Here is a 23912-nt window from a genome sequence, read left to right as displayed (position 1 = left end):
ACTATACGTTCAGTGTACCTTATTTTCCCAACCCAAGGAACGGGCAAGTTCGTCGTTGTCAAAAGAAAGACGGTCATCATATACTGAAGGTGTAAGGTAGTTCTTTTCATAAGGGGGAAATCAAATGTCAAAAACACAAGAAGTGATTGAATTGACAGAGAAATTCGGGGCGCACAATTATCATCCGCTTCCAATCGTCATCTCGGAGGCGAAGGGGATTTGGGTGACGGATCCGGAAGGGAATCGTTACATGGATATGTTGAGTGCGTATTCGGCTGTCAACCAGGGGCATTGTCATCCGAAAATCATTCAAGCGTTAAAAGATCAAGCCGACAAGATCACGTTGACGTCACGTGCTTTCTACAATGATCAGCTCGGTCGCTTCTACAAAAAAGTGGCAACGCTTACAAATAAAGAAATGGTGTTACCGATGAACACCGGTGCCGAAGCGGTCGAGACCGCGGTCAAGGCATCACGGCGCTGGGCCTATGAGGTCAAACAAATTCCGGGGCAAGCCGAGATTATCGTCTGCACCGGCAACTTCCATGGACGGACGATGGCGGCTGTGTCGATGTCGACAGAAGCGGACTATCAGCGCGGTTTCGGACCGCTCCTCCCAGGCTTCAAAGTCGTGCCATACGGAGACATCGACGCGTTCGAGGCGGCGATCACGGAGAACACGGCGGCGTTCATCGTTGAACCGATTCAAGGGGAAGCGGGTATCATCATCCCGCCGGCGGGTTACTTGAAGCGGGCGGCTGAATTGTGTAAGGCGAACAACGTGTTGTTCATCGCAGATGAGATTCAGTCAGGTCTTGGCCGCTCTGGAAAATGGTTCGCGATCGAATGGGAAGGCGTCGATCCCGATATGTATATCCTCGGAAAAGCACTCGGTGGCGGTGTCTTCCCGGTATCTTGCGTGGCTGCTAACGAAAGCGTCCTCCAAGTGTTCAATCCAGGATCGCACGGGTCGACGTTCGGGGGGAACCCGCTCGCGGCGGCGGTATCGATCGCTGCGCTCGAGGTGCTTGAAGAAGAACAGCTTCCGGAGCGTTCGCTCGAACTCGGGACGTACTTTATGGACCGTTTAAAGTCAATCGACAACCCACGCATTAAAGAAGTCCGGGGCCGCGGCCTATTCATCGGGATCGAGTTGACGGAAGCGGCTCGTCCTTATTGTGAGGCGCTTAAAGAGCGGGGCTTGCTCTGCAAGGAGACGCACGAGACGGTCATTCGACTCGCGCCACCGCTTGTCATTACGAAAGAAGAACTCGATGAGGCGTTCACGGCAATCGAGGCTGTATTCGCACCGACTCCTATTTCATAATGCGGGAGGGCTTGTTATAATTTGAGAAGAAATGCAGACACCTGCCGGGCGATGTTTTCGCGGCAGGTGTCTTTTCGTAAGGAGGAACGGTCGTGCTCTACGTTTACGTTGGTTTAGCAGGAGCGCTTGGAGCGCTAGCAAGGTATGGGGTCGGTATAGGGATGCATACGTTGTGGACAGGTACATTTCCGCTAGGGACGCTCACCGTCAACTTGATCGGCAGTTTTCTACTCGGTTGGCTCACCCATTACTTGTTTCAGACCGGAAAGTTTTCACCGATGGTCATTACGGCGGTCGGTACAGGGTTTATCGGTTCGTTCACGACGTTCTCGACGTTCAGTGTCGAGACGATTGTGATGATCGAGTCAGGGAACCTGGTCGGAGCGCTCACCTATGTGACACTGAGCATCGTCCTCGGTCTGTTCAGCTCGTGGTTAGGCTATAAACTAGGAAGAAGACGATTCCGGCGTTTTGTGAAGCGAGAGGGGGAGGCGTGATGACTGTTTTGACAGTGATGATCGGTGCCTTTTTCGGGGCGATGGCCCGCTTCGGGATTGGTCAGCTCGTTAAAGTATGGACGACATCGGTCTTTCCTTGGGCGACTTTGTTCGTGAACGTGACCGGATCGTTTTGGCTCGGATATTTGTATGCGGCCCCTGTACCTTCGGTGGTGGGATTCGGAATCGGCGTCGGCTTCCTCGGTTCGTTCACGACGTTCTCGACGTTCAAACTTGAAGTGATGCGGTTCGTGACGAAAGATTGGGTTCGCTTTGGTTTATACTTACTGGCGACGTATGTCTTCGGTTTAATTGCCGCCTACCTCGGCTACCAATTTGGACAATAAACAATCCCTCGGAAACTCCGAGGGATTGTTTATTGTTCAGCGAGTTGAAGCTTTTCAGCACATGATGCGCATGTGTTTTCATAAGACTCACACTGCTCATCCATATGTTGTCCGCATTCTTGACACGTCTTATCTGGTAATTTCCGATAAAATTCGACTGACGATTCGAGTCGGCTTGCCCATTCATTCATATAAAGCGCCTCCTTTAAGTATGCGTGCGTTTGTTAAGTTGTATTCATTGTATTATAACAGTTCTGTTTAAGTCAATTATAATCTATAACAGATTTTTCTGTTTGGATTTGCTAAAATGAAATTATACGAAATGAGGTGACACGGATGAAGGCACCACAATGCGAAACAATCGCCATCCAAAGTGAAGATGTGGCTGTATTGCAACAGGCACTTGTGCGATTGGATGCTAACCGAGTCAGTCGGTTGTTTAAGGCGTTCGCTGATCCGACGAGACTGAAAGTGCTGTACGTCCTGACGCTCGAGCAAGAATTATGTGTCTGTGACGTCGCCGCCGTGATCGGACACTCGAACGCGACCGCGTCTCATCATTTACGGACGCTCCTCGATCAAGGGCTCGTAAAATATCGTAAAGATGGGAAAGTTGTTTATTACTCATTAGATGATGAGCACGTTCGTCTTCTCGTCGAAATCGCGATGGCGCACAGTGCCGAACAGCAATCAGGTCTTTGAGAAGTGTCTACTGCGACAACACAGTAGACACTTTTTTATATTGTATTCTCTTCCAATCAGCGTTACGATATATTCAAATAAACGTTTGAATGAAGTGGGAGGAAGAGCGATGGAATCACGTGACGTCTTACCAGTCGAAGGTATAACTTGTACAAATTGTGCGGCGAAGATCGAGAAAAGCGTCTCGGAGCAGACCGGTGTCGCATCCTGTCAAATCGACTTTGCGACGAGCCGGATGATCATCGAATGGATTGATCCGTCCGAGCGTGAAACAGCGCTCCGTTCAATTGAAGAGACGATGGGGCGGATTGAACCGGGCGCGCATTTCGTGAAAACTGATCAAATCGAGCAAGCATCGAACCACCTGTTGTGGCGCTTTGGTATCGCCCTCAGCCTGCTTGTGCTCGCTCTCTTGACTGAATCACTGCCGTTATACGTTGTTGCTTATGCGGTCGCCGGCTATGATGTCGTCTATGCGGCAGCACGAAACGTATGGCATCGCGAATGGTTCGATGAGAAGTTTTTAATGACGATTGCGACGATTGGAGCGTTCGCAATTCGAGAATATCCGGAAGCGGTCGCCGTCATGCTATTTTATCAACTCGGCGAATACTTCCAAGGACGAGCCGTCCACGCGTCGCGTCGGTCGATCCAGTCATTATTGAATATGAAACCGACGATGGCACGTGTGCTCGGTCCGGACGGTGAGTTCGAACGGCGTCCTGAAGATGTGGCAATCGGCTCGGTCATCATCGTCCGTGCCGGAGAACAAGTTCCGATGGACGGGAGCGTCGTGATCGGCTCGAGTTCACTCGATACGGCATCATTGACGGGCGAATCGGTTCCCCGTCAAGTCGGACCGCACGATGAAGTGCTCGCCGGAATGGTCAATTTAGAAGGGCGACTTGAAGTGCGCGTCATACGATCTGCGACGGAGTCGAGCTTGCAAAAGATGATTGCGCTTGTCGAACAGGCAAGCTCGAACAAAGCGAAGACAGAGCAGATGATCACACGCTTAGCCAGAGTGTATACGCCGATTGTCGTCGTTTTAGCAGCAATCGTTGCGTTCATCCCACCTCTTTTCGTTGGGAATTTAGAGGAGTGGGTGTATCGTGCCTTAATTTTCCTCGTCATCAGTTGCCCGTGCGCACTCGTCATTTCAATTCCGTTAGGTTATTTCGGCGGGATCGGGGCTGGTTCTAAACGAGGGATTTTGGTCAAAGGCGGCGAGTATTTAGACGTGCTCGCCGAAGTGAAGACGGTCATCTTTGACAAGACGGGAACGCTCACGACCGGTCGCTTTGAAGTGACGGACGTGACGACGAACGGAGACGTGACAGAAGCGGAGTTGTTAACGCTCGCTGCCCGTGTTGAGATGGCATCGACGCATCCGTTGGCAAAAGCAATCGTCGCGAAGGCGAGCAAGACGACCGCGTTTGCGAATATTACCGAAGACCCGGGCTACGGTCTGACAGCGACAGATAGCACGGATACAATCTATGTCGGAAGTGCTCGTTTCATGAGGAAGTTAGGACATTCGATTCAAGATGAACAAATGGGCACAAGCGTCCACGTCATGAGAAATGACCGCTGGCTCGGGCGGATTGAACTGATGGATACGGTGAAAGAGGATGCCGCAGCAGCCATTGCCGCGCTAAAACGTCTCGGCTATCGGACGGTCATGTTGACAGGGGACCGGGATGAAGTTGCGACGTCGGTCGGTTTGAAAATCGGAATCGATGAAGTGAAAAGTGAGTTACTTCCCCATCAGAAAGTCGAGGAAGTGGAGAAGTTGGCCGCACGAGGGAAAGTCGCGTTCGTAGGTGACGGTTTGAACGATGCGGCAGCGCTGGCCCGTGCGGACGTCGGACTCGTCATGGGTGGAATCGGGAGCGATGCCGCAGTGACGGCGGCAGACCTCGTGCTCATGAATGACGCACCGAGCGATGTCGTTGCGGCGATTGAGCTAAGTCAGCGGACGAAGCGGATCGTGTGGCAAAATATTATCCTCGCATTCGGGATGAAGGCGCTGTTCCTCCTGCTCGGCGTGCTCGGACTCGCATCGATGTGGGAAGCTGTGTTCGCAGACGTCGGCGTCGCGTTGCTCGCGATCGGCAACGCGACTCGCTTGATCCGTTCCAACTAAAAAAACTTCAAGCGAGCTTGAAGTTTGGTGAATACTTGAGACCGATCAGTTGTGATCGGTCTTTTTTTGACGTGTTTTGAAAATCATGAACATGAGGATGATGAGGACCGCTACGAGTAAGAAAACGATTGAGTACAGTGCTTGAATGACGATATCGATTTGATTTTGAGTGGATACGAGCTCTTTCCGGATATCGTTGTATTGCATCTGTTTCAAAGCTCTTAAATCTTCTAGTATCGTCTGCCGTTGATCGGTCATCGACTTGGCCGTCACCGTCGCCTGTTCGATGTCACCGCTCTCGTACATGACGAGGACGCGGTCGGCTTCTTGTTCCCAAATGCCGTCCCGATGCAGTAAGTCGAGGAATGAACTTGGCGTTCTCGGATCATTCTTGATAGATTCCTTCAACTCTTTCGTACGTTGGGACATGCTGTAATAGGCTTCTAAAAAGCGGTGGTCTTCATAGGCGAGGAGACCGCGGATAGCGTTGGCGCGTTCGATATTGTAGTACATGATTTCTTCAATTGCTTCATATGAATCGAACCGTTGCTCGTGAATGGTATCGATCTGGTCAGTCGTATTTCGCAGTTGAACGATGAAACTGGCGATGACGAGGACGATTAATACGGACAATGAGGCGAGCAGCAGCAGCCACTTTCGTTGGGACATGTTCATCCCTCCTTTATGAAGACAATCGTACAATATTTTTCGGGTTTCAGCATAAAATATTTTTTTGGGAAAGGAAAAACCGGGTAAAGAGTTAAATATATAATATGACGTTTCTTGTTATCGCTTACAATAGACGATGGAATGATTTCATTCATAAGGAGAGTAAATATGCCAGAGAACTCGTCGTTAAAAAAGTTACATCAGGTCTTAAAAACAAACCGGACCAATCTTCAATATGAAATCCCGACCTTGTGGAACCGGATGCGATTTCCGGCAGAACCCGTGCGCGACGGTGTCGAACGGGTGAACCCGTACGACTTTTTAATCGATACGATTGAACGAGGCATTCTTCCGCACGCTGTCAACGGGCGTGATTATCGTCAGTCGGTCGCACAAGCGGACGGGCACCTCGAGACAGGGGGAGACTGGATTAAGCGCTCCTCGGTCTACTCGATGCAAGTCCGGACCTCGACGTCGTGGGACCATGACGGGTCAGGCTACGTCGAGATGGACAACTCTCAAGGCATGAAAGATACCGGCACGTTCGTGAAAACGCTGGCTCTGTTGCCGCACTTGTTATACATGGGGATCGACACGTTATTTTTATTGCCGATCTCGCAGCACAGTCATAAAAATAAGAAAGGTGAGTTCGGTTCCCCATACGCTGTCCAAGATTTCTTTGCCATCGACGAAGAACTAAAAGAGACATTGACAGGGGACGGGTTGACGGTCGAGGAAGAGTTCGCCGCTTTCGTCGAGGCGTGTCATATGGTGGGCATTCGTGTCGTCATCGATGTCATTCCTCGCACGTGCGCCCGCGATAACCGTCTCATTTTAGAAAATCCGGAATGGTTCTACTGGATTCCGGTTGCGGAACTCGATTACTATCACCCGCCTCACGTCCCGGGAATCGGAGAAAACGTGAAGCCTGAGTATGCATTCCTGCCGATGATCTATGGATCTGAGGACGTTTGGCACCATCTCCGCCGCTTCTCGATGGCGCCTAATCTTGTCGATGCTGCCAAGTGGGAGACGGTGAAAGCCTACTTGGTCGAACATCCGGACGAAAACTTACTTGCCGTCATCGAGCGTGAGTTCGGTTTGACGACCGCTCCGGCGTTCTCGGATTGTATCAACGATCCGCAACCGCCGTGGTCGGACGTCACATACTTCCGCCTGTTCCTCGATCACCCGACAGCAGCTGCACCTTATGTCGGCGAGGCGAGTCTGGCACCGTATATTTTGTTCGACTCGATCAAGTCGAACCAGTTCCGGGGTGACGAGATCAACGAGCCGCTTTGGGTGATGTTAGCCGACATCATCCCGCATTATCAACGCGAATATGGGATTGACGGTGCCCGAATCGACATGGGACACGCTTTGCCAGTCGATCTCGCCCAGCGCATCTTGACAGAGCCGCGTCAACTCGATTCGAACTTCAGTTTCATCGCCGAAGAACTGATCGAAGTCGGGGCTTGGTCGGCGCGTGACGCCGGCTACAATATGATCATCGGATACGGATTCTATAAAGAGCCGCGTTTTGACACGCATGACACCCATCAATTCATCTACGACTCACGTTTCTTGCCGTTGCCGGTATTTGCGGCTGGTGAGACAGCCGATACACGCCGGATTGCGACACGAGACGGTGGACGCCAGGCGAGTCGCTTGCTCACCGTACTGAACGGCTTCATGCCGAACGGGGTGCCATTGACGAACTCGGGGCTTGAACTGTATGAGACGCAGCCGATGAATACCGGTCTCGATTGCCGACCGGAAGAGGCGTATCAGTTGTTCCCGACCGATCCATATTTCGGGAAACTTGCTTTCTTCGACGCGTATCAGTTCCATTGGGATCATCCCGAGCGGACTGAAATGGTTGAACTCATGCATCAAGTGGCGGAAGTTCGCCGCCGTTGGCTCGATGTTCTCGTCGACCCGAGTCACTTTGAACCGCTCACGATGATGGATATGGGGGCGCCGTTCATCGGTCTAGCTTGGTTACGGGCAGATACGAACGAGACGTTGCTCATCATCGCCAACACGAATATGCAAGAGCACCTGCAAGGGAAGGTGCCGCTCGATGGGGTGCGTCGCCGGAACTGGAACGCGAGTCGTTTCGCCGAGATGGTGTACTCACCGAACTCATGGCCGTACGCCGAGCATTCGTTCGACGACAACTGGGACCTTTGGGTCAATTTGATGCCAGGCGAAGTCAAAATCTATGAAATGAAATAAGCAACGCCTCGGATCCGTAAGTGGATCCGAGGCGTTTGTCTGTTCAAGCGTTTTGTTTCATGTAATAGATGACGAACTCGTCGAGCGGCATCGGTTTCGCGTAACGATACCCTTGCATCGAATTGCAACCGATCCGCCGAAGGAACGTCTCTTGGTATTCGGTCTCGACGCCTTCAGCGACGAGAGCCATCCCAAGTTGTCGTGCCATGGCGACGATGGTCGCGGTCACGGTTTGATACTCGCGATTTTCTTCTAGCTGCATCGTGAACTCCCGCGGGATCTTTAACTCGTCAATCGGATAGCGGACGAGATAGGCGAGTGAGCTGTAGCCGGTCCCGAAATCGTCGATCGATAGTTTGATGCCGAGTGCCTTCAACTCGAGAATTCGATTTAAGACGCGGTCCGACTGGTGCGCCGCGACCGTTTCGGTCAACTCGAAGTTCAAGCGGCTCGGTTCGATCGGGAAGCGTTCGAACAACGTCGTCAAATAATCGATCAAGTGTTCATCGAACAATTGCCGGACCGACAAGTTGACCGATAGTTTCGGCAAATCGATGTCGCCTTGTTCAAACGCATACATCAGTTGGAACGTCTCATGAATCATCCAACGACCGAGGTCATGAATATGACCGGTCTCTTCGGCAATCGGAATGAATTCGCTCGGCGGGATGAACTTGCCGTCGCGTTGCCAACGCATGAGTGCCTCGGCGCCGATGATCGCCTTCGTCGAGGCATCGACCTGTGGCTGGAGATAAAGTGAGATTTCACCTTTCTCGAGTGCCATATCAAGTCCTTCCATCAACAATTTTCGTTCTTCCTTGTCGACGCGAAGCGCAGGAGCGAAGATGACGGTCTCATCGCGTCCTTTGTCTTTTGCCTTATACATGGCCAAATCAGCGTTCGATAAGAGGTGCTTCAGCGTCGTGCCGTGCTCCGGATAACGGACGATTCCGATTGAAGCATGAATTTCGACGAGGTTCCCGGCCATGAAATAAGGAGGACGATAAACGAGACGACGTAAACGTTCAACGAGAATTTCATCATCATTGTGTTCGGCGACGACGATGAATTCATCGCCTCCAAGTCGTCCGGCATATTCGTTTGGCAACAAGGCGCTGCGTAGACGTTTACCGATGTGCTGCAGCAACTGATCACCCATATGATGGCCGAACTGGTCATTGATTTCTTTGAACCCGTCGAGGTCGGAGAACATGAGTGTGAACGGTCGGCCGTCCGCAATCAGGCGCTCGATCTGTTCTTGCAGCGCGTAACGGTTATGCAGCCCGGTCAAGCTATCGTGGTTAGCCTGATACAGGATCTGTTCTTGCTGGACGATCATTTGCGTGATGTCTTTGACGATGGCATAGATGCCTTCGACTTCCCCATCAATGATCATCGGGATGTTCATCAATTGCCAAACGCGTGCCGAACCATCTTCTGTCACGACATTGACGTCTAATGTTTGCGGCCGTCCGTTCGTAAGGTCACGTAACACGTTCGTATAGGCGGATCGATCCGTTTGTTCGATGATGTCTAAAATATTTGATCCGATGAGCGTCTCGGTGTCATGACCGAGGACAGAGCTCCCTGCTTCGTTGACGGACAACACTTCGCCGTCAAGGTCGAACAAAAAGATGGGCTCTGCGTGATACGCGAACAGCGAGCGGTACTGTTGTTCACGGAGTTCGAGCTCGTGGGCTTTCGTCGTGACCGCGACTTCGAGGTCTGTATTGACGGTATGTAAGCGATGGCTAATGAGTGCGTTCTGTTTGGCGACAACGAATTGACGGATGAGCAGTAGCAACACCGCGTTCGCAATCATCGAGTCGACGATCGAGGTGCCGAGCAGTCGATCCGAGGCGAGCATGTACAGCATGACAATCGTACTGTAGATGACGTAATCAAACACAGAATCATGGGCGAGGACGTCTTCTGTCGATTCATCGAACAAATAACTGATTGAAATGATGAGAATGCTGATGACTTGAAGCAAATGGAGAAGCTCATGGCCGATACCGGTTAACAACTGCAGCTCATTGATGATCGAGGCGGTTGTAAAACCGAGAATCCCGATGAGGAGCATCACGCGGAAGCCTTGCCCGGATGTCACGATGCGATTCAAATATAAGAAACCGAGCACCATGTAAAGGCTGATGAGCACCATCTGTTCTTCAAAGCCGTTCAAACTCGTGACATACTGGCCGCCGTTCTTTGTGTAAAAGAAGATATGCAACGCACCGACAATCAAAAAGCTGAGCAGTGCGAACACATCAAACGTACGCAACTTCAACGTTCTAATTTCAATCGATTGGGTGATGACGATGAGGGCCATGATCAAATAAAAGAAGTTTTGAATGAACAGCATCATATCAATTGGCATCGCCGTGGTAAAGCGGTGTCCCACCAAATAAGCGATGAAACAGACGTTGCCAGCGCTAATGAGAAGATAGATATAGCGGCGCATCCCGTGATGGCGCAATATGGCACTCCCGCTTACCACGGTGGCGACGAGTGCGATGATCATAAAGTAGACGAACAAGCTCGTCTCCCTTAACGCATAAGGGCTGAATAAGATAACGAATAGACCGATAAAAAACGTCCCGACGAGAAGAGCGGGGACTGATTGGCGCAAAGTGTGGCTAGACAACTTATGCACCTCCTTCTGTATATGTCTCTGAGGCTCATCCTTATTATCGGACCGTTCGGGTATTTATTACACAAAAAAATCGACAGCACGATGCTGTCGATTAAAGTGTATACGAATGTTCTTTAAAGTTACCGACAATCGAGTCGATTTCTGAGACAGTGACGAACGCCTCGGAATCAATGTCTGAGACGATTTGACGCAACTTTGGAATCTCATTGTTTTGAACGACGACGTATAGCATTTTTTTCGCGTCGTTCGAATAGCCGCCGGTCGCGTCCATGATGGTGACCCCACGCTTCAAGTTTTGTTTGATGACCAAGTTGATCTCATCCGCTTTTTTACAGATGATGAAACACTGTTTTTGGGCGGAGAAGAAGCGATGGATCGTCAACAGCGTCCGCGACCGGACAAAACTGAGAACGAGTGCGTACATGACCGCTTTAATATCGAACGTGATGAACACGAGAATGTAGACGATGATATCTTGGGTCAAAAAGATTTTTGGGAGCGATAAGTTGCGGTTGTTCATGAAGATGACTTTCCCCAAAATATCGAGCCCGCCTGTCGATGCCCCGGCAAATAACAAAAGTGCCAAACCGAGTCCTGAGACGATACCGCTGAAGACGGACGCGACGAGCGGATCGTCGAGTGGCGTCGGTGGAATGAGGACAGGCAGCGCATCGATTAAAATCGATGATAATATGACGACGAGTCCTGTCATGAGAATAAATCGTCTCCCGAGATATTTGATCCCGATGATGAAGAGCGGGATGTTTAGTACCAACTGGGTGAGTCCGATCGGTGTGCCGAACAGCTCGTTGACGATGAGCGTGATTCCGACAATCCCGCCGGATCCGATTTCATTCGGTTTGAGTAACAGACCGACAAAGATAGATTGTAGGATTGTTCCGGCGATGATAAAAAGGATAGTCTCGACAGCGATCCGTTTACGTGATTTTGCGTACATATGAGTGGCTAAGGCGCCATACGCCTCCTTTGAATGAACTCATGCAAGCGTACTCCGATGACGCCGGAATTTCAAGTCTTGAAAGATTATAACTCGTTATGGAAGCGGTCGATATCACTCGCTAGCTGTTCGTGGACGTAGTCGATGACTTGAGCGTCGTCAAACAGTCCGAGCGGGGCGTCGTCCGGAATCGCGTCGAACGGTGAGACGAAATAGAGCACGGCCGCGACGAGAGCGTGTTGCTTGTCGGGCTGCATCTCGAACTGGGCGTTGTAGACGGCACGTAGCATGTTGAGCAGTTGTTTCATTTGGAAGTATAGTGTGAGCTCCTCTTCCCGTTCGATGTCGCTGATTTCGTTTGAGGCGACGTCGACCGTGACTTTTGCTAGGGCGAGTTCTCCTTGGACTAATAAGTCACCTAGCTTTTCGTTCTCGGTGAATTCGGTTTGGGCGTTGTTTAAAAAGTGTGAATAAGTCGTTTTCCAATCTGACATGTTTTTCTCCTCCTTCTCTCTACAACTACTAATATGCCCGTTTTTGCGATTTGGTTGCAACTTTTCCGAAAATTTAAGAAAATAGAAGTAAGTGAAAAAGGAGGAACTGTACATATGTCTACTGTAACTTTACCGACCGAGGCAGAATTTGCCCGCTATGCCGAGCTTGCTGTCAAAAAAGGTGTCAACATTCAACCGGGTCAACAGCTCGAAGTCCGAGCCGATATTAGCCAAGCACCGCTCGTCCGCCAAATCGTGAAAGCGGCCTACGCGGCCGGAGCGAAACAAGTGTACGTCAACTGGAGTGATGAAGAGACGACGAAAGTGCGTTACTTCAACGCACCGACTGAAGCGTTCAAGGAGTTCCCGGAGTGGCTCAAAGCACGATTCGAGCAACTCGCGGAAGAGAAGACGGCGTTCTTGTCGATCGTCAGCGACGATCCTGACGCGCTGAACGGTGTCGAATCATCACGCATCGCCGACTCGAACCGGGCGTCTGGTGTCGCGCTCGCGAAATGGCGTAAGTATGTCATGAGTGATAATGTCAGCTGGTCAATCGTGGCCGGTGCATCTGAAGCATGGGCGAAAAAAGTATTCCCAGACCGTGAAGATGCGGTTCCAGCCCTGTGGAGAGCGATTTTCGCAGCGACACGAATGGACCAAGACGATGTCGTTGCCGCCTGGGACGAGCACGATCAAGCGTTGCGCTCGCGGGCGCAGCTGTTGACGGATAAGAAATACGCGAAACTTCACTACAAAGCACCAGGCACGGAATTGACGATCGGTCTTCCGAAGAAGCACGTCTTCCTCGGCGGCGGTGGTCCGAACATGGACGGCGTCGACTTCATCGCCAACATGCCGACGGAGGAAGTGTTCACGCTCGCCGATAAAGATGCGGTCGAAGGACACGTGTCGAGCACGAAGCCGCTCAGCTACAGCGGGAACTTGATCGACGGGTTCACGCTTTGGTTCGAAGGCGGAAAAGTCGTAAAAGCGGAAGCGAAGCAGGGGCAGGCAGCACTCGATGAACTGTTGAACCTTGATGAAGGGGCGCGCCGCATCGGAGAAGTCGCGCTCGTGCCGGACGATTCGCCGATCTCGAACTCGGGACTCCTCTTCTACAACACGTTGTTCGATGAGAACGCATCGTGCCACTTGGCGCTCGGACGTGCCTACTCGACATGCCTTGAAGGCGGACCGACGATGTCGCCCGAAGAACTCGCTGAGAATGGCGCGAACGATTCGATGACACACGTCGACTTCATGATCGGTTCGGCCGAAATGAATATCGACGGTGAGCTCGAGGACGGAACACGCGAAGCGATCATGCGTGATGGGAACTGGGTCATCTAATAGAAAAAGATAGTTGAAAAGACGCAAAGGCGACCGCCTTTGCGTCTTTTCATGTCATGAGAGTTCATACAGAAATGCGAGCGCGTTCGGCAACCGACGCCGCCATGCAATCTCGTTGTGGACCGCCCCGGGCTCGACTTCGTAGCGGAAGGCGACGCCGGTCCGAGCGATCGTTTCGACGAGTCTCGCATTCGTGTATAAGTAGTCCTCGGGCGTGATCGGTCCGCTCGTCTCGTTCGTGCCGATATCCATATAGAGTCGGGCAGACAGGTCAGTTTGTTTCAGTTCGCGAATGAGCGAGTCGAGGTTGGACCAGGCGGCCGTCGACAGCGAACCGACACGACGTATTGCCGGATACGTCGCCATCATGTAGAGCGAGATGACGCCGCCCATCGAACTGCCCATCACGCCGACGTCATCCGGATCGGTCGCATAGCGTGCGTCAATCCACGGCTTCAGCTCCTGCATGAGCCAGTCGGCATAGAGGCGCCCCTTGCCGCCGAGTGTCGGCCGGGTCTTAGCGAGTTCAGGCCCGATGCGCTTGTAAAGCATCTCGTCTTCATAAAATGAGTACTCATCGTATCGGTCGAGCCAATCGGGGGCACTCGCGATGGCGACGACCATGAGCGGCAGTTGCAAATCGTCGAGATGGCGGTCAATCGCCCAACCTTCCCCGATTGTCGCGGTCTTGCCATCGAAGACGTTTTGGCCGTCATGCATATAGAGCACGGGCAACGCCTCGTCGGTACGAGCGAAGTCGGGACGGTAGACGCGGACGATTCGTTTTCGGCCGCGCATCGTCTCGGTCGGCAAGGTGAAACTAAACTGTTCGATCATACAATCATTCCTTCCTCTGACAATTTCTTCTCATTTTGGCGTTGTCTGTACAAAAACTCAATCCGGAAATTTGACTACCTACCGTTCGTTAGGTAAAGTAAGAGGAGATGAAAGGGGTAGATCGCACATGACCACGAAACAGCGCATTGAACAAGCTGCCAGACGCCGGTTCGCGCTCGAAGGATATGAAGGACTGTCTTTGGCGGCGCTCGCCGAAGATGTCGGGATTAAGAAGGCGTCTTTATATGCGCACATCGACGGAAAAGAACAGCTGTTCAAACAAGTCGTCGAACAGATGGCCGAGCGTTACCAGGGAGCTTGGTCACAAGCGCGGGACGCGTCAAATGATGCGGCACCGCTCGAACGGATCGAGGCAATCGTTGAAGCGCTGATTCATTTCTTCGAAGAAGAAGAGACGTGGATGCTGACGAAACGAATGCTGCTCGTACCGCCTCCTGAGCTGCGCGTCTTCATCGAGACGACGATCGGGTCGGTCGAGACCGAGCTCCAGGCGTTTGAGAAAGAGCAATTCCGTTTGGCGATGGAGCGTGGCGATTTACCGGAACAATCGCTCGACGACGTATATGACGCGTACTATTGTTTTTTGGACGGGGCGTTGCTTTCACTCTTTTCGTTTGCAACGAATCGAGCGCAACGACAGCATGCAGCATTTAAAATTTTCAAGAGAGGAGTCGGGTGGACATGAAAAAGGAACAAATGGCTTGGTTGTGGCTCGTGCTCGCCGGACTTCTTGAAATTGTTTGGGCGACGACGATGAAATTGTCGAACGGGTTTACCGTGTTAGGACCGACCGTCGTGACCATCGTGTTATTGATTGTCAGTTTTGGCTTGTTGGCGATGTCGTTCCGTGTGTTGCCAGCTGGCACCGGGTACGCCGTTTTTACGGGTATTGGCGCCGTCGGGACGGTCATCGTTGGAAATATTTTGTTTGATGAGACGATGACGGGAATGAAGCTGTTGTTTATCGCGACGCTCCTCATCGGGGTGGTCGGTTTGAAGCAAGTGACAGGAGGTGAGTCGGCATGAGTTGGACATTTTTAATCGGGGCTGGGCTCGCTGAGATGCTTGCTGTTTTCTTCATGGGAAAATCAAAAGGCTATCAGATTTTAAAATGGTCGCTTCTTTCGATCACGACGTTCGCACTAAGTTTTTATTTATTGTCACGTTCGCTCGAGACGTTGCCGCTCGGACTCGCTTACTCGATTTGGGTCGGGATCGGTGCGGCGGGCGGAGTGATTCTCGGTATGTTGTACTTGAACGAGTCGAGGGATCGCTGGCGTATCTTCTTTTTAATTCTCATTATCGGGAGCGTTATCGGATTGAAAGTCGTGGCGTGAATAGGATTGAAACGAGATAAAAACGGGAATCGAATAGTTCAGACTGTGAACGAAAGGGGCGGGAAAGATGAATCTTGTCGAGTTGCAATCAGAACGTCTACGGCTTGAACATTACACGATCTCCGATTTCTATTTCGTAAAATCGCTACTCCAAGATCCGCGAGTGATGCGTTTCATCAGTCCGGACGGCAAGCCATATACGGATGAACAGACAATCGAATGGTTCGAGAGACAATTGGTCCGCTATACAACGGGCCGACAGACCGGACTCCTCAAACTGATGACACATCACAGCGATGAGCCGATCGGCCATGCCGGGACGCTCTTGCATGAACTTGATGGCAACATCGAGCTCGAGGTCGGTTATTGGCTGGCACCAAAGCACTGGCACATGGGCTACGGCCGGGAAGCGGCCGCGCGTCTCATGCGGCATGCGTTCGAGGAAGGCGAGAAAGACATCATCTCGCTCATTCACCCGGACAACGTGCCGTCACAACGAGTCGCGAAAGCGAACGGATTGCATTGGGACCGTGACACCGAACACGGAGGCATGATTGTGTCCGTGTATGCCGGCGATTTGGAACGTCTATGCCGTCACATGAAGCGGGAAGAAATGACGCGGTGAAAAAAATAAAAAAAGTTTTAAAAAACAGTTGCCAAGGCATTAGTTTCTTGATATATTAATAGTGTCCTAAAGAGAGGACACGACCTGATTCTGTAGCTCAGCTGGGAGAGCGCTACCTTGACAGGGTAGAGGTCGCTGGTTCGAGCCCAGTCAGAATCACTTGGGTGCCAAACCCGATGCGAAACCCATAGGAACGTGGGTTTCCGCGCAGCCACTTCTTACGAGAAGTGGCTTTTTTTGTGTATTCTTTTAATTGACAGCCCACATAAACAGTTGGTATATTCCTCTCAATACATACAGAAACGGGGAATTATACGATGGTATTAACCGGAACAATCGTCAATGCGGCCTTGATCGTGGTCGGCACATTACTCGGGTTGTTGTTTCACCGAATCCCCGAGCGGATGAAAGAGACGGTCACGGCTGCCATCGGTCTCGCCGTCGTCGTGCTTGGCGTGCAGATGGGCATGAAGAGTGAGAACTTTTTAATCGTCATCGGCAGTCTCGTTATCGGAGCCGCACTTGGCGAATGGTGGAAGCTCGACGAGAAGTTGAACGAGATCGGCTATCAGTTGGAACGGCGTCTCGGTGGAAAAAGTAAGTCGAGCATCGCGGAAGGCTTCATCACGGCGACGCTCATCTTTGTAATCGGGGCGATGGCCGTCATCGGGGCGCTCGACAGCGGCCTGCGCGGGGACCATGACGTCCTCTATACAAAAGGGTTGATTGACGGTTTCACGGCGCTTGTGCTCAGTTCGACGCTCGGCATCGGCGTCATGTTCTCGGCCGTACCGGTCTTGTTGTACCAAGGAGCGATCGCGTTGCTCGCCATCCAGATCATGAAGTTTATTCCGGAGTCGCTCATGGATGACTTTATTTTGGAGATGACGGCGACCGGCGGCGTCATGATCGTCGCCATCGGGTTGAACCTGGTCGGGATCACCCGGATTCGTGTCGCCAACTTGCTGCCCGGTATTTTGATGGTCGCGATCATTGTCACCACGTTACATATCTTCCAATGAAAAACGGACTAGCGAAAAAAATGCGCTAGTCCGTTTTTTTGTGGGCCGTGACTGGTTGATCAGGATGTAGTGCTTCCGCAATGATTTGATCCCAGTCTGCGGCGTCACAGGATGTCGTACAAGTCGGTGCGATTTCGCACGTGGCGCATTTACCGGCTTTTGCTTTACGGGTGTAGCGATGGAGCGAATAAGCGGCGTACCCGAATACGGCAAGACCGATCAGTAAATCAAATAAGAACATATGATTTCCTCCTTGTTAAGACAATCCGAACAGACGACCGATTTGATAGATCATCAGTGATACGACGTACGCAACACCAAGCCCATAAAGGCTAGCGATCCACGTCAACTTGGCACTTCCCACCTCGCGCCGAATGACGGCGACGGTCGCTAGACAAGGGACATACAAGAGGACGAACGCCATGAAGCTATATGCGCTCAACGGCGTAAACACCGGAAGCAACGAAGCGGACAAGTCAGATTCGCTGACCGCATAAATGATCGCCATCGTCGATACGACGACTTCTTTCGCCAAAAAACCTGTGATGAGCGAAGCACCGGCCTGCCACGTCCCGAAACCGAGTGGAACCAACAACGTCGCAACGACCCCGCCGATCATAGCGAGAAAACTCTCATTCATCGGGACGTCCATTCCGGCTGGACCGGAATAGGCGAGTAACCAAATGAAGACGGAACCGCCAAAGATGAACGTACCTGCTTTTCGGACGAACCCTTTCGCTTTTTGCCACGTGCTGCGCCAAAGCGTCAACCCTTGGGGGACACGGTATGGAGGCTGTTCGACGATAAAGAGGCTGTTCCGATCTTCCGCCGCCAATACGGACGTGAATATTTTCGCGGCAATCAACGCCAGGACGATCCCGAGCATATAGAGCGATAAGACGACGAGCGCTTGGTTTGATGCGAAAAAACTGGCAGCGAAGACGGCATAAATCGGTAGACGCGCCGAGCACGACATGAACGGCGAAATAAAAATCGTGACGAGCCGCTCCCGTTCTTCCTCGACCGTCCTTGCCGCCATAATACCTGGGACGTTACAACCAAATCCAATGATCATCGGAATGAAACTTTTCCCGTTCAGTCCGACGAGTTGCATAAATCGGTCCATGACAATGGCGACACGCGCCATATAGCCAGAGTCCTCTAAAAACGAGATAAAGAAAAAGAGCACGAAAATCTGTGGGACGAAGACGAGGACACCGCCGACACCGGCAATTACCCCATCAATCAGCAACGCCTGGATGAAAGAAGAGGTCCCGAGCAGTTGTAACAACGAGCTCGTTCCGGACGTGACCGGACCCGACAGAAATCCATCCAACAGATCAGACAACGGGGCACCGATCCAGTTGAACGTGATGTGGAACAAGGTGTAAAGTACTGTAAAGAAAATAGGTAAGCCCCAGATCGGATGTGTCACGACGGCATCGATGCGGTCGGTGACCGTGGCTTGTTGTGCGCCTTGCTGATCGACGACGTGATGGCGAACGTCTTTCGTCCAGTCGCGTCTGCGTTCTGTAATGTGGGCGTGGGCGAAGCGTCCGAGTTTCACTTCTAACGCTTTACGAATTTCATTGACGGTTGGCGACGACGATTCGAGCTGTTCTGAAATGACGCGATTTCCGGCCAAGTATTGAATGGCGACCCAGCGATCGCGCTCACTCAGTCCCGTCGCTTCAAGAATTTGTTGAATCGCCAGTTCGGTCTCTTCCCCGTAATCGAGTACGAAAGGTTCGCGAGGGGTCGTTCGCAGGGAGGACAGGAGGACTTCACAGCCGGCGCCTGTGCGCGCTGTGATCGGAAACACGTCCACGTCCAAACGTTCTTTCAAGCGCTCTAAATTGATGTGGATGCCCCGTCCTTTGGCGACATCGACCATGTTCAGACCGATTTGAAGCGGACGGCCCATTTCGAGCAATTGGAGCGTTAATTGTAAGTTACGTTCGAACTGCGAGGCATCGATGATATTGATCATCCCATCGAACGGTTCCTGAAACAGGAATCGCGAGACGATTGCTTCGTCAGCCGATAGCGGGTCTAAATCATAGACACCGGGCAAGTCGATCAACTGTCCGATGTTTCCATGCAGCTGCCCGATTTTCTGTTCGATCGTGACACCTGCCCAGTTACCGACGTGGGCGAAGGAGCCGGTCAATCGGTTAAATAGAGACGTTTTTCCGGTGTTCGGGTTTCCGATTAAGGCAATCCGTTGCGTCATGGGACGATCACCCCAATCTGTTCAGCGTCACAGCGACGGATGGCAATCATTTGTTGATGTTCGATTTGTTCAATCGTGAGCGGTCCGGAAAAGATGGCCCGGCGCTTGATTCGGACGGAGCAACCTTCATAAAATCCTAAGGCGATCATGCGACGCCGCAAGCGGTCATCAATTCTCGTTAAATCGGATATGAGCACTGGTTGATGTAGCGGCATAGCAAGTAATGAACTCATTAAGATCTCTCCATTTTAGTCAAATGATAATTCTTCTCATTTGGTAGCATAACACGTTCTTTACTATCGGGAAGCAGGATTATTTGTGGATTTTATGACTTCTAAAAAATAGTAGTGCGAGAATTAAAAAAACCGCCCGATGTAAGTCGGAATAAAATCCGGCTTGCATCGGGCGGTTCAAGTACTTACGTTCTTTCAATCGTTGCGTCGATAGGATCATGATCTTCTTTCGCGCTCTCGCGGAGCGCGGACGACATCACGTCAGACAAGTCACGTGAGCGGAGCACGCCGACACCGCGGTCGGTCGGTCCATCAGGTGCGGCGACGTCTGCGATCAGCTCGTCGGTCGGACGTGTCTCATGCAACAATAACTCGGCTGATCCTTTCATCGCTTGAGCGACGATTTGGCGGGCAGTGTCTTCATCAAACCCGGCTTCTGTCAGCACCGGGGTCATCGAACCGACGATCTCGTAAAAGAACGCAGGACTGCATCCGGCCGCCGCCATGAAAGCCGACATCGTTTTCGCGTCCGTTACGGCCGTCCGACCGACACGGTTGAACAGTGCCGTCGCCGTCTCGCGGTCGGTCGCATCTGTCTCAGGTCCGAACCAGAGTCCGGTCATCCCGGTTTGATGGGCGACCGGGGTGTTCGGCATCGCGCAGATGGCTGGGATGCCGGCTACTTCTTCAAGCTCGCTCGGCTCGATATGCGCCGCAACGGATACGAGCAGTGGTGTTTTCCACGTCTGTGATTGAGCGTAAGCTAAGACGCCGTCTGGTTGCATCGCGAGCACGACGATTGTATAAGCGTTGACGTCTTCTGTTTCGACGATCTGTACGCCGAGTTCATCTTGCAGCTGCTCTAGACGTGTAAGGTCGCTCCGGTTCGTCATCGTAATCTGTTCAGGGGAGAGCCCGGAAGCGATCCAGCCTCGGACGAGTGCCTCGCTCATCGATCCTGCTCCTACCATTAATATGTTCATTTCCGTCACCTCTTCATTCATTTGATTCGGTCGTATATATGTTGCCTATCATAACAAATGTTCGAACAATTATCGCCTGCCACGCTTTAATTGTAAAAGAAAGGAAAAAAATCGTCGTTTTGTAACGAGAATCGACGAAGCGCTGCAGATGACAATTCACGCAGTCCGGGCTATCATTGCAGTAATCTGACTGAGCGAGGCGATTGAAATGAAACGAGTATTAGTACGTGGGATTCAAGGATACCAGCGCTTTATTTCTCCTTTAAAGCCCCCGACGTGCCGATTTTATCCGAGCTGTTCGCACTACGGGATTGAGGCGATTGAGAAGCATGGCGCTGTCAAAGGCGGATATTTGACGACGCGGCGCCTGTTGCGCTGCCAACCGTTCCATTCGGGCGGACTTGACTATGTGCCGGACGATTTTGATTGGAAAGCCCCTCTGCAACGCGAAAAGCCACCGTCACAGCGAGACGTCTAACCGACGGCTCGCTGTTTTAGATACAGGGCGTTTATCCCCTTCTTTGTTTTAGCACAATACTTTTGACAACGTTCCGAGTATTCTGAAAAAATAGAGGTGTATTTATTACATAAGGGGAAAGGGGATTACAGCATGAGTCAATCGTTCAGCGAACTAATCGGTACGATTTCAGACTTTGTGTGGGGACCGCCGCTGTTAATTTTGCTTGTGGGGACAGGCGTTTATTTGACGGTGCGTCTCGGGGGACTCCAAATCACGAAGTTGCCTTACGCGTTGAAACTCGCATTCTCTAAAAATCAAGATAAGACGTCACGAGGAGATATTAGCCACTTCCAAGCGCTCATGACAGCGCTCGCGGCGACCGTCGGTACGGGGAATATCGTCGGTGTCGCGACTGCGGTCGTCCTCGGGGGACCAGGCGCGATCGTTTGGATGTGGGTATCGGGCTTCTTCGGGATGGCAACAAAGTACGCCGAAGCCGTGCTCGCCGTCAAGTACCGGGTGACGGACGAACGTGGTCAAATGGCCGGAGGACCGATGTATTATTTGGAACGGGGCTTGAAGCAACGCTGGCTCGCAGTCGCGTTTGCAGCGTTCGCCTCACTGGCCGCGTTCGGGATCGGGAACGGGGTTCAAACGAATTCGGTCGCGTTAGCGCTCAACTCGACGTTCGACGTTCCGCTTTACGTGTCGGGTATCTTGATGATGATTTTCACGGGCGCCGTCATTCTCGGTGGTGTCAAATCGATCGGTCGTGTCGTCAGTTACTTCGTCCCGGTCATGATTGTCTTTTACTTAGGGAGCGGTCTCTTGATCATGATCATGAACTACACACTCATCCCCGATGCGATCGCGCTCATCTTTAGCAGCACGTTCAGTGCCGAAGCGATTGGCGGCGGGGCCATCGGGGCAGCCATCCGGTACGGGGTTGCGCGCGGAGTCTTCTCGAACGAAGCTGGTCTTGGCTCGGCTCCGATCGCTGCGGCCGCGGCCAAGACGGACATGCCAGGTCGTCAAGGCCTCGTCTCGATGACGCAGGTGTTTCTTGATACGTTGATCGTCTGTTCGGTCACCGGGATCACGCTCGTCATGGGCGGTCAAATCGGATCGGGACTTGAAGGGGTCGAGTTGACGACGGCGACGTTCGAACAGTTCCTCGGGCCGTTCGGCAGTTATGTCGTCACAATCGGTCTCGTCATGTTCGCTTACTCGACGGTGCTCGGTTGGTCGTATTATGGTGAGCGATCGATTCATTACTTATTCGGTCAAAAATCGATCATCCCATATCGGATCGCATTCGTACTCGTCGCTGGACTCGGGGCGATTACGACGAACTTGAACATGGTGTGGGCACTGTCTGACGTCTTCAACGGCTTGATGGCCATCCCGAACTTGATCGGGCTCTTGTTCTTGTCGGGCGTCGTCATCGCTGAGACGAAGCGTTTTAATCAGCAATTGGCAATCGAGAACCGAAGTCGAAAAGCATCATAACGAACGAACGCCGCTATCCTTAATCGGATGGCGGCATTTTACGTTTGTTCTTGATTTCCTCGAGTCGTGCCTGCTGCAAGTGATTGAATACTTGTGTCACGAACCCGACCATGATGCCGACGCCGGTGATGACGTAACCGATCGTGAACACTTTGCCGATATCGGTCGTCGGGACGAGATCACCGTAGCCGATCGTCGTGAGCGTGATGACGCTGAAATAGAGGGCGTCTAACCAACGCATATCTTCAAAACGGGAGTAAAACAGCGTACCTGACAAAATCGTGAGGAATGCTAGACTGAACAGAACTTGAAATTCAGGCTCTTTCAACCCACGCCATATTCCACGAAACATGCGACGGAACGTCAAAATGAATGAGAGCATACGGCCCCCTCCCTTCCTATGTAAGTTTGTTCGGTAGAAGCGAGGTAACATCCTTTATAACCATAAAATGAGTCGACGAATTCGTCGACTCATTTTGTATGAAGTGTCAATCGTTTCGTGATCGGTTGGATCGTGATGTTCATGTCGACCATCCGATTGTCGCGTTTTGGTTCATCCGTTCGCTCGACGCGCCACGCGAGGTCATGCAACTCGTTTAACGCAGTGGCGATGTCATAGAACGACAGGCTCGGATTGCCGTTCAATTGATATAGACCCGGACCGCGCTTCGTCAATATCTCGAACAATGCGTCGGCCGTGTCTTCTAAAAAGGAGCACGATGGATACCAGTGTGCGCTCGCAGTGATGACACCGTGCTGGTTCATTTCATTCGTGAAATAGTCCATCATATTATTCGAACCGGCAGCTTCGCCGATTTGCCAGCCGAGTCGGACGATTTGTGCCCCGGGGTTGGTCCGGGCGATCGTTTCTTCGCAGGCACGTTTATAGGCACCATATTCGTCTGATGCGTCAGGTGGTGTGTCCGGCGTGATTGGACCGGTCACATTGTCTGAGAATACCGAGACCGTGCTCGTAAACAAGAACGGGATGTTGTATTCTCCGCAAAGGCGGGCCAACGTTTCCGCCCATTCAACCGATCCCATACCGATATGAAGAAAATAATGAGGACGCACCGATTCGATAAATTCACGCATCGCCGCCTCGTCTGACGTCGAGACTGTTGACCTGTCCCAGGCGACAGGTTCGATCCCATGTCGTTGTATCGTTTTGGCGACGACCGGTGCGACTGTACCGTTCATGCCCGTTAAAATAGCTTTCATTACAAATTCCTCCCTTCTGTTTCTATCATCCCACACTTCTAGAT

26 protein-coding genes and 1 tRNA gene are annotated in these 23912 nt (G+C 51.8%); 15 read left to right on the top strand and 12 right to left on the bottom strand.

The window, feature by feature from the left end; genetic code table 11:
• Nucleotides 1–124: 124 nt before the first annotated feature.
• The 3 genes from EVJ29_RS10900 (at nucleotide 125) to EVJ29_RS10890 (ending at nucleotide 2171) form a co-directional block, all read left to right on the top strand.
• Nucleotides 125–1327, top strand: a complete 1203-nt coding sequence (locus EVJ29_RS10900) for an ornithine--oxo-acid transaminase (RefSeq protein WP_070328846.1) — start codon at nucleotides 125–127, stop codon at nucleotides 1325–1327.
• 92 nt (nucleotides 1328–1419) lie between these two features.
• Complete coding sequence (gene crcB, locus EVJ29_RS10895) at nucleotides 1420–1824, top strand: fluoride efflux transporter CrcB (protein WP_131441166.1); 405 nt, start codon at nucleotides 1420–1422, stop codon at nucleotides 1822–1824.
• Nucleotides 1824–2171, top strand: a complete 348-nt coding sequence (locus EVJ29_RS10890; protein ID WP_236633519.1) for a fluoride efflux transporter FluC — start codon at nucleotides 1824–1826, stop codon at nucleotides 2169–2171. Before crcB ends, EVJ29_RS10890 begins: the two co-directional genes overlap by 1 nt.
• Nucleotides 2172–2200: 29 nt before the next feature.
• On the opposite strand, the gene yhfH is transcribed toward EVJ29_RS10890, so the two are convergent.
• A complete protein-coding gene (gene yhfH, locus EVJ29_RS10885) occupies nucleotides 2201–2362 on the bottom strand; it encodes a protein YhfH (protein ID WP_016509445.1) in 162 nt (53 codons plus the stop codon).
• A gap of 145 nt (nucleotides 2363–2507) precedes the next feature.
• Here yhfH and EVJ29_RS10880 point away from each other — a divergent pair, with 145 nt between their 5' ends.
• Nucleotides 2508–2873: an ArsR/SmtB family transcription factor gene (locus EVJ29_RS10880; protein ID WP_070328849.1), complete on the top strand. Its 366-nt coding sequence runs from the start codon at nucleotides 2508–2510 to the stop codon at nucleotides 2871–2873.
• 109 nt (nucleotides 2874–2982) lie between these two features.
• A complete protein-coding gene (locus EVJ29_RS10875; protein WP_131465740.1) occupies nucleotides 2983–5019 on the top strand; it encodes a heavy metal translocating P-type ATPase in 2037 nt (678 codons plus the stop codon).
• A 45-nt stretch (nucleotides 5020–5064) separates the two neighbouring features.
• Here EVJ29_RS10875 and EVJ29_RS10870 read toward each other — a convergent pair whose 3' ends face one another.
• A complete protein-coding gene (locus tag EVJ29_RS10870; RefSeq protein ID WP_236633518.1) occupies nucleotides 5065–5688 on the bottom strand; it encodes a hypothetical protein in 624 nt (207 codons plus the stop codon).
• A gap of 261 nt (nucleotides 5689–5949) precedes the next feature.
• On the opposite strand from EVJ29_RS10870, the gene EVJ29_RS10865 reads away from it, so the two are divergent.
• Entirely contained in the window at nucleotides 5950–7926 is a 1977-nt protein-coding gene (locus EVJ29_RS10865; protein WP_236633517.1) for an alpha-amylase, read from the top strand.
• Between the two features lie 43 nt (nucleotides 7927–7969).
• On the opposite strand, the gene EVJ29_RS10860 is transcribed toward EVJ29_RS10865, so the two are convergent.
• The 3 genes from EVJ29_RS10860 to EVJ29_RS10850 all read right to left on the bottom strand — a co-directional run bounded on the left by EVJ29_RS10860 (nucleotide 7970) and on the right by EVJ29_RS10850 (nucleotide 12034).
• Nucleotides 7970–10558, bottom strand: coding sequence for a putative bifunctional diguanylate cyclase/phosphodiesterase (locus EVJ29_RS10860; protein ID WP_236633516.1), 2589 nt, complete (start codon nucleotides 10556–10558; stop codon nucleotides 7970–7972).
• A gap of 115 nt (nucleotides 10559–10673) precedes the next feature.
• Nucleotides 10674–11540 (bottom strand): YitT family protein, encoded by an 867-nt coding sequence (locus tag EVJ29_RS10855; RefSeq protein ID WP_070328853.1) that lies wholly within the window; start codon nucleotides 11538–11540, stop codon nucleotides 10674–10676.
• An 86-nt stretch (nucleotides 11541–11626) separates the two neighbouring features.
• Nucleotides 11627–12034, bottom strand: coding sequence for a YkvA family protein (locus EVJ29_RS10850; RefSeq protein WP_070328854.1), 408 nt, complete (start codon nucleotides 12032–12034; stop codon nucleotides 11627–11629).
• Between the two features lie 114 nt (nucleotides 12035–12148).
• Between EVJ29_RS10850 and EVJ29_RS10845 the strand changes: the two genes are divergently transcribed.
• Complete coding sequence (locus tag EVJ29_RS10845) at nucleotides 12149–13387, top strand: aminopeptidase (protein WP_070328855.1); 1239 nt, start codon at nucleotides 12149–12151, stop codon at nucleotides 13385–13387.
• 54 nt (nucleotides 13388–13441) lie between these two features.
• Here EVJ29_RS10845 and EVJ29_RS10840 read toward each other — a convergent pair whose 3' ends face one another.
• On the bottom strand, nucleotides 13442–14224 hold the full coding sequence (locus tag EVJ29_RS10840) for an alpha/beta hydrolase (protein WP_070328856.1): 783 nt from the start codon (nucleotides 14222–14224) through the stop codon (nucleotides 13442–13444).
• A gap of 127 nt (nucleotides 14225–14351) precedes the next feature.
• On the opposite strand from EVJ29_RS10840, the gene EVJ29_RS10835 reads away from it, so the two are divergent.
• The 6 genes from EVJ29_RS10835 to EVJ29_RS10810 all read left to right on the top strand — a co-directional run bounded on the left by EVJ29_RS10835 (nucleotide 14352) and on the right by EVJ29_RS10810 (nucleotide 17229).
• Nucleotides 14352–14930 carry a TetR/AcrR family transcriptional regulator gene (locus EVJ29_RS10835; RefSeq protein WP_131505102.1) on the top strand — a complete coding sequence of 193 codons (579 nt, stop codon included), beginning with the start codon at nucleotides 14352–14354 and terminating at the stop codon, nucleotides 14928–14930.
• Between the two features lie 11 nt (nucleotides 14931–14941).
• Nucleotides 14942–15271: a DMT family transporter gene (locus tag EVJ29_RS10830; protein ID WP_070328974.1), complete on the top strand. Its 330-nt coding sequence runs from the start codon at nucleotides 14942–14944 to the stop codon at nucleotides 15269–15271.
• On the top strand, nucleotides 15268–15582 hold the full coding sequence (locus EVJ29_RS10825; protein WP_070328858.1) for a DMT family transporter: 315 nt from the start codon (nucleotides 15268–15270) through the stop codon (nucleotides 15580–15582). Before EVJ29_RS10830 ends, EVJ29_RS10825 begins: the two co-directional genes overlap by 4 nt.
• A gap of 67 nt (nucleotides 15583–15649) precedes the next feature.
• Entirely contained in the window at nucleotides 15650–16207 is a 558-nt protein-coding gene (locus EVJ29_RS10820; protein ID WP_131465726.1) for a GNAT family N-acetyltransferase, read from the top strand.
• Nucleotides 16208–16293: 86 nt separating this feature from the next.
• A tRNA-Val gene (locus EVJ29_RS10815) sits at nucleotides 16294–16366 on the top strand.
• A 158-nt stretch (nucleotides 16367–16524) separates the two neighbouring features.
• Complete coding sequence (locus tag EVJ29_RS10810) at nucleotides 16525–17229, top strand: DUF554 domain-containing protein (protein WP_016509421.1); 705 nt, start codon at nucleotides 16525–16527, stop codon at nucleotides 17227–17229.
• Between the two features lie 25 nt (nucleotides 17230–17254).
• Here EVJ29_RS10810 and EVJ29_RS10805 read toward each other — a convergent pair whose 3' ends face one another.
• The 4 genes from EVJ29_RS10805 to EVJ29_RS10790 form a co-directional block, all read right to left on the bottom strand.
• Nucleotides 17255–17470, bottom strand: coding sequence for a FeoB-associated Cys-rich membrane protein (locus EVJ29_RS10805; protein WP_131465724.1), 216 nt, complete (start codon nucleotides 17468–17470; stop codon nucleotides 17255–17257).
• 15 nt (nucleotides 17471–17485) lie between these two features.
• Nucleotides 17486–19462, bottom strand: a complete 1977-nt coding sequence (feoB, locus tag EVJ29_RS10800) for a ferrous iron transport protein B (RefSeq protein WP_131505101.1) — start codon at nucleotides 19460–19462, stop codon at nucleotides 17486–17488.
• On the bottom strand, nucleotides 19459–19695 hold the full coding sequence (locus EVJ29_RS10795; protein WP_070328862.1) for a FeoA family protein: 237 nt from the start codon (nucleotides 19693–19695) through the stop codon (nucleotides 19459–19461). The genes feoB and EVJ29_RS10795 overlap by 4 nt, the downstream gene beginning before the upstream one ends.
• Before the next feature lie 185 nt (nucleotides 19696–19880).
• On the bottom strand, nucleotides 19881–20678 hold the full coding sequence (locus tag EVJ29_RS10790) for a pyrroline-5-carboxylate reductase family protein (protein ID WP_236633515.1): 798 nt from the start codon (nucleotides 20676–20678) through the stop codon (nucleotides 19881–19883).
• A gap of 208 nt (nucleotides 20679–20886) precedes the next feature.
• On the opposite strand from EVJ29_RS10790, the gene yidD reads away from it, so the two are divergent.
• Together yidD and EVJ29_RS10780 are read left to right on the top strand one after the other, a co-directional pair.
• Nucleotides 20887–21156 carry a membrane protein insertion efficiency factor YidD gene (gene yidD / locus EVJ29_RS10785; RefSeq protein ID WP_083274114.1) on the top strand — a complete coding sequence of 90 codons (270 nt, stop codon included), beginning with the start codon at nucleotides 20887–20889 and terminating at the stop codon, nucleotides 21154–21156.
• A gap of 132 nt (nucleotides 21157–21288) precedes the next feature.
• Nucleotides 21289–22647, top strand: a complete 1359-nt coding sequence (locus EVJ29_RS10780) for an alanine/glycine:cation symporter family protein (protein ID WP_131505099.1) — start codon at nucleotides 21289–21291, stop codon at nucleotides 22645–22647.
• 19 nt (nucleotides 22648–22666) lie between these two features.
• Here EVJ29_RS10780 and EVJ29_RS10775 read toward each other — a convergent pair whose 3' ends face one another.
• Nucleotides 22667–23029, bottom strand: coding sequence for a potassium channel family protein (locus EVJ29_RS10775; RefSeq protein WP_131505098.1), 363 nt, complete (start codon nucleotides 23027–23029; stop codon nucleotides 22667–22669).
• An 89-nt stretch (nucleotides 23030–23118) separates the two neighbouring features.
• Nucleotides 23119–23868, bottom strand: coding sequence for a sugar nucleotide-binding protein (locus EVJ29_RS10770; RefSeq protein ID WP_131505097.1), 750 nt, complete (start codon nucleotides 23866–23868; stop codon nucleotides 23119–23121).
• Between the last annotated feature and the right edge of the window lie 44 nt (nucleotides 23869–23912).

It is taken from the genome of Exiguobacterium sp. SH4S7 (assembly GCF_004336795.1).
In the GTDB taxonomy this organism is placed as follows: Bacteria; Bacillota; Bacilli; order Exiguobacteriales; family Exiguobacteriaceae; genus Exiguobacterium; species Exiguobacterium aurantiacum_A.
This window is presented reverse-complemented; position numbering and strand designations above follow the sequence as displayed.

Coding starts and splice junctions, on each gene's coding strand:
- feoB (WP_131505101.1), bottom strand. CDS start 19,462: ATGACGCAACGGATTGCCTTAATCGGAAACCCGAACACCGGAAAAACG.
- EVJ29_RS10795 (WP_070328862.1), bottom strand. CDS start 19,695: ATGAGTTCATTACTTGCTATGCCGCTACATCAACCAGTGCTCATATCC.
- EVJ29_RS10850 (WP_070328854.1), bottom strand. CDS start 12,034: ATGTCAGATTGGAAAACGACTTATTCACACTTTTTAAACAACGCCCAA.
- EVJ29_RS10790 (WP_236633515.1), bottom strand. CDS start 20,678: ATGAACATATTAATGGTAGGAGCAGGATCGATGAGCGAGGCACTCGTC.
- EVJ29_RS10870 (WP_236633518.1), bottom strand. CDS start 5,688: ATGTCCCAACGAAAGTGGCTGCTGCTGCTCGCCTCATTGTCCGTATTA.
- yhfH (WP_016509445.1), bottom strand. CDS start 2,362: ATGAATGAATGGGCAAGCCGACTCGAATCGTCAGTCGAATTTTATCGG.
- EVJ29_RS10900 (WP_070328846.1), top strand. CDS start 125: ATGTCAAAAACACAAGAAGTGATTGAATTGACAGAGAAATTCGGGGCG.
- EVJ29_RS10770 (WP_131505097.1), bottom strand. CDS start 23,868: ATGAAAGCTATTTTAACGGGCATGAACGGTACAGTCGCACCGGTCGTC.
- EVJ29_RS10805 (WP_131465724.1), bottom strand. CDS start 17,470: ATGTTCTTATTTGATTTACTGATCGGTCTTGCCGTATTCGGGTACGCC.
- yidD (WP_083274114.1), top strand. CDS start 20,887: ATGAAACGAGTATTAGTACGTGGGATTCAAGGATACCAGCGCTTTATT.
- EVJ29_RS10835 (WP_131505102.1), top strand. CDS start 14,352: ATGACCACGAAACAGCGCATTGAACAAGCTGCCAGACGCCGGTTCGCG.
- EVJ29_RS10855 (WP_070328853.1), bottom strand. CDS start 11,540: ATGTACGCAAAATCACGTAAACGGATCGCTGTCGAGACTATCCTTTTT.
- EVJ29_RS10840 (WP_070328856.1), bottom strand. CDS start 14,224: ATGATCGAACAGTTTAGTTTCACCTTGCCGACCGAGACGATGCGCGGC.
- EVJ29_RS10820 (WP_131465726.1), top strand. CDS start 15,650: ATGAATCTTGTCGAGTTGCAATCAGAACGTCTACGGCTTGAACATTAC.
- EVJ29_RS10810 (WP_016509421.1), top strand. CDS start 16,525: ATGGTATTAACCGGAACAATCGTCAATGCGGCCTTGATCGTGGTCGGC.
- EVJ29_RS10880 (WP_070328849.1), top strand. CDS start 2,508: ATGAAGGCACCACAATGCGAAACAATCGCCATCCAAAGTGAAGATGTG.
- EVJ29_RS10780 (WP_131505099.1), top strand. CDS start 21,289: ATGAGTCAATCGTTCAGCGAACTAATCGGTACGATTTCAGACTTTGTG.
- EVJ29_RS10830 (WP_070328974.1), top strand. CDS start 14,942: ATGGCTTGGTTGTGGCTCGTGCTCGCCGGACTTCTTGAAATTGTTTGG.
- EVJ29_RS10825 (WP_070328858.1), top strand. CDS start 15,268: ATGAGTTGGACATTTTTAATCGGGGCTGGGCTCGCTGAGATGCTTGCT.
- EVJ29_RS10845 (WP_070328855.1), top strand. CDS start 12,149: ATGTCTACTGTAACTTTACCGACCGAGGCAGAATTTGCCCGCTATGCC.
- EVJ29_RS10890 (WP_236633519.1), top strand. CDS start 1,824: ATGACTGTTTTGACAGTGATGATCGGTGCCTTTTTCGGGGCGATGGCC.
- EVJ29_RS10865 (WP_236633517.1), top strand. CDS start 5,950: ATGCGATTTCCGGCAGAACCCGTGCGCGACGGTGTCGAACGGGTGAAC.
- EVJ29_RS10775 (WP_131505098.1), bottom strand. CDS start 23,029: ATGCTCTCATTCATTTTGACGTTCCGTCGCATGTTTCGTGGAATATGG.
- EVJ29_RS10875 (WP_131465740.1), top strand. CDS start 2,983: ATGGAATCACGTGACGTCTTACCAGTCGAAGGTATAACTTGTACAAAT.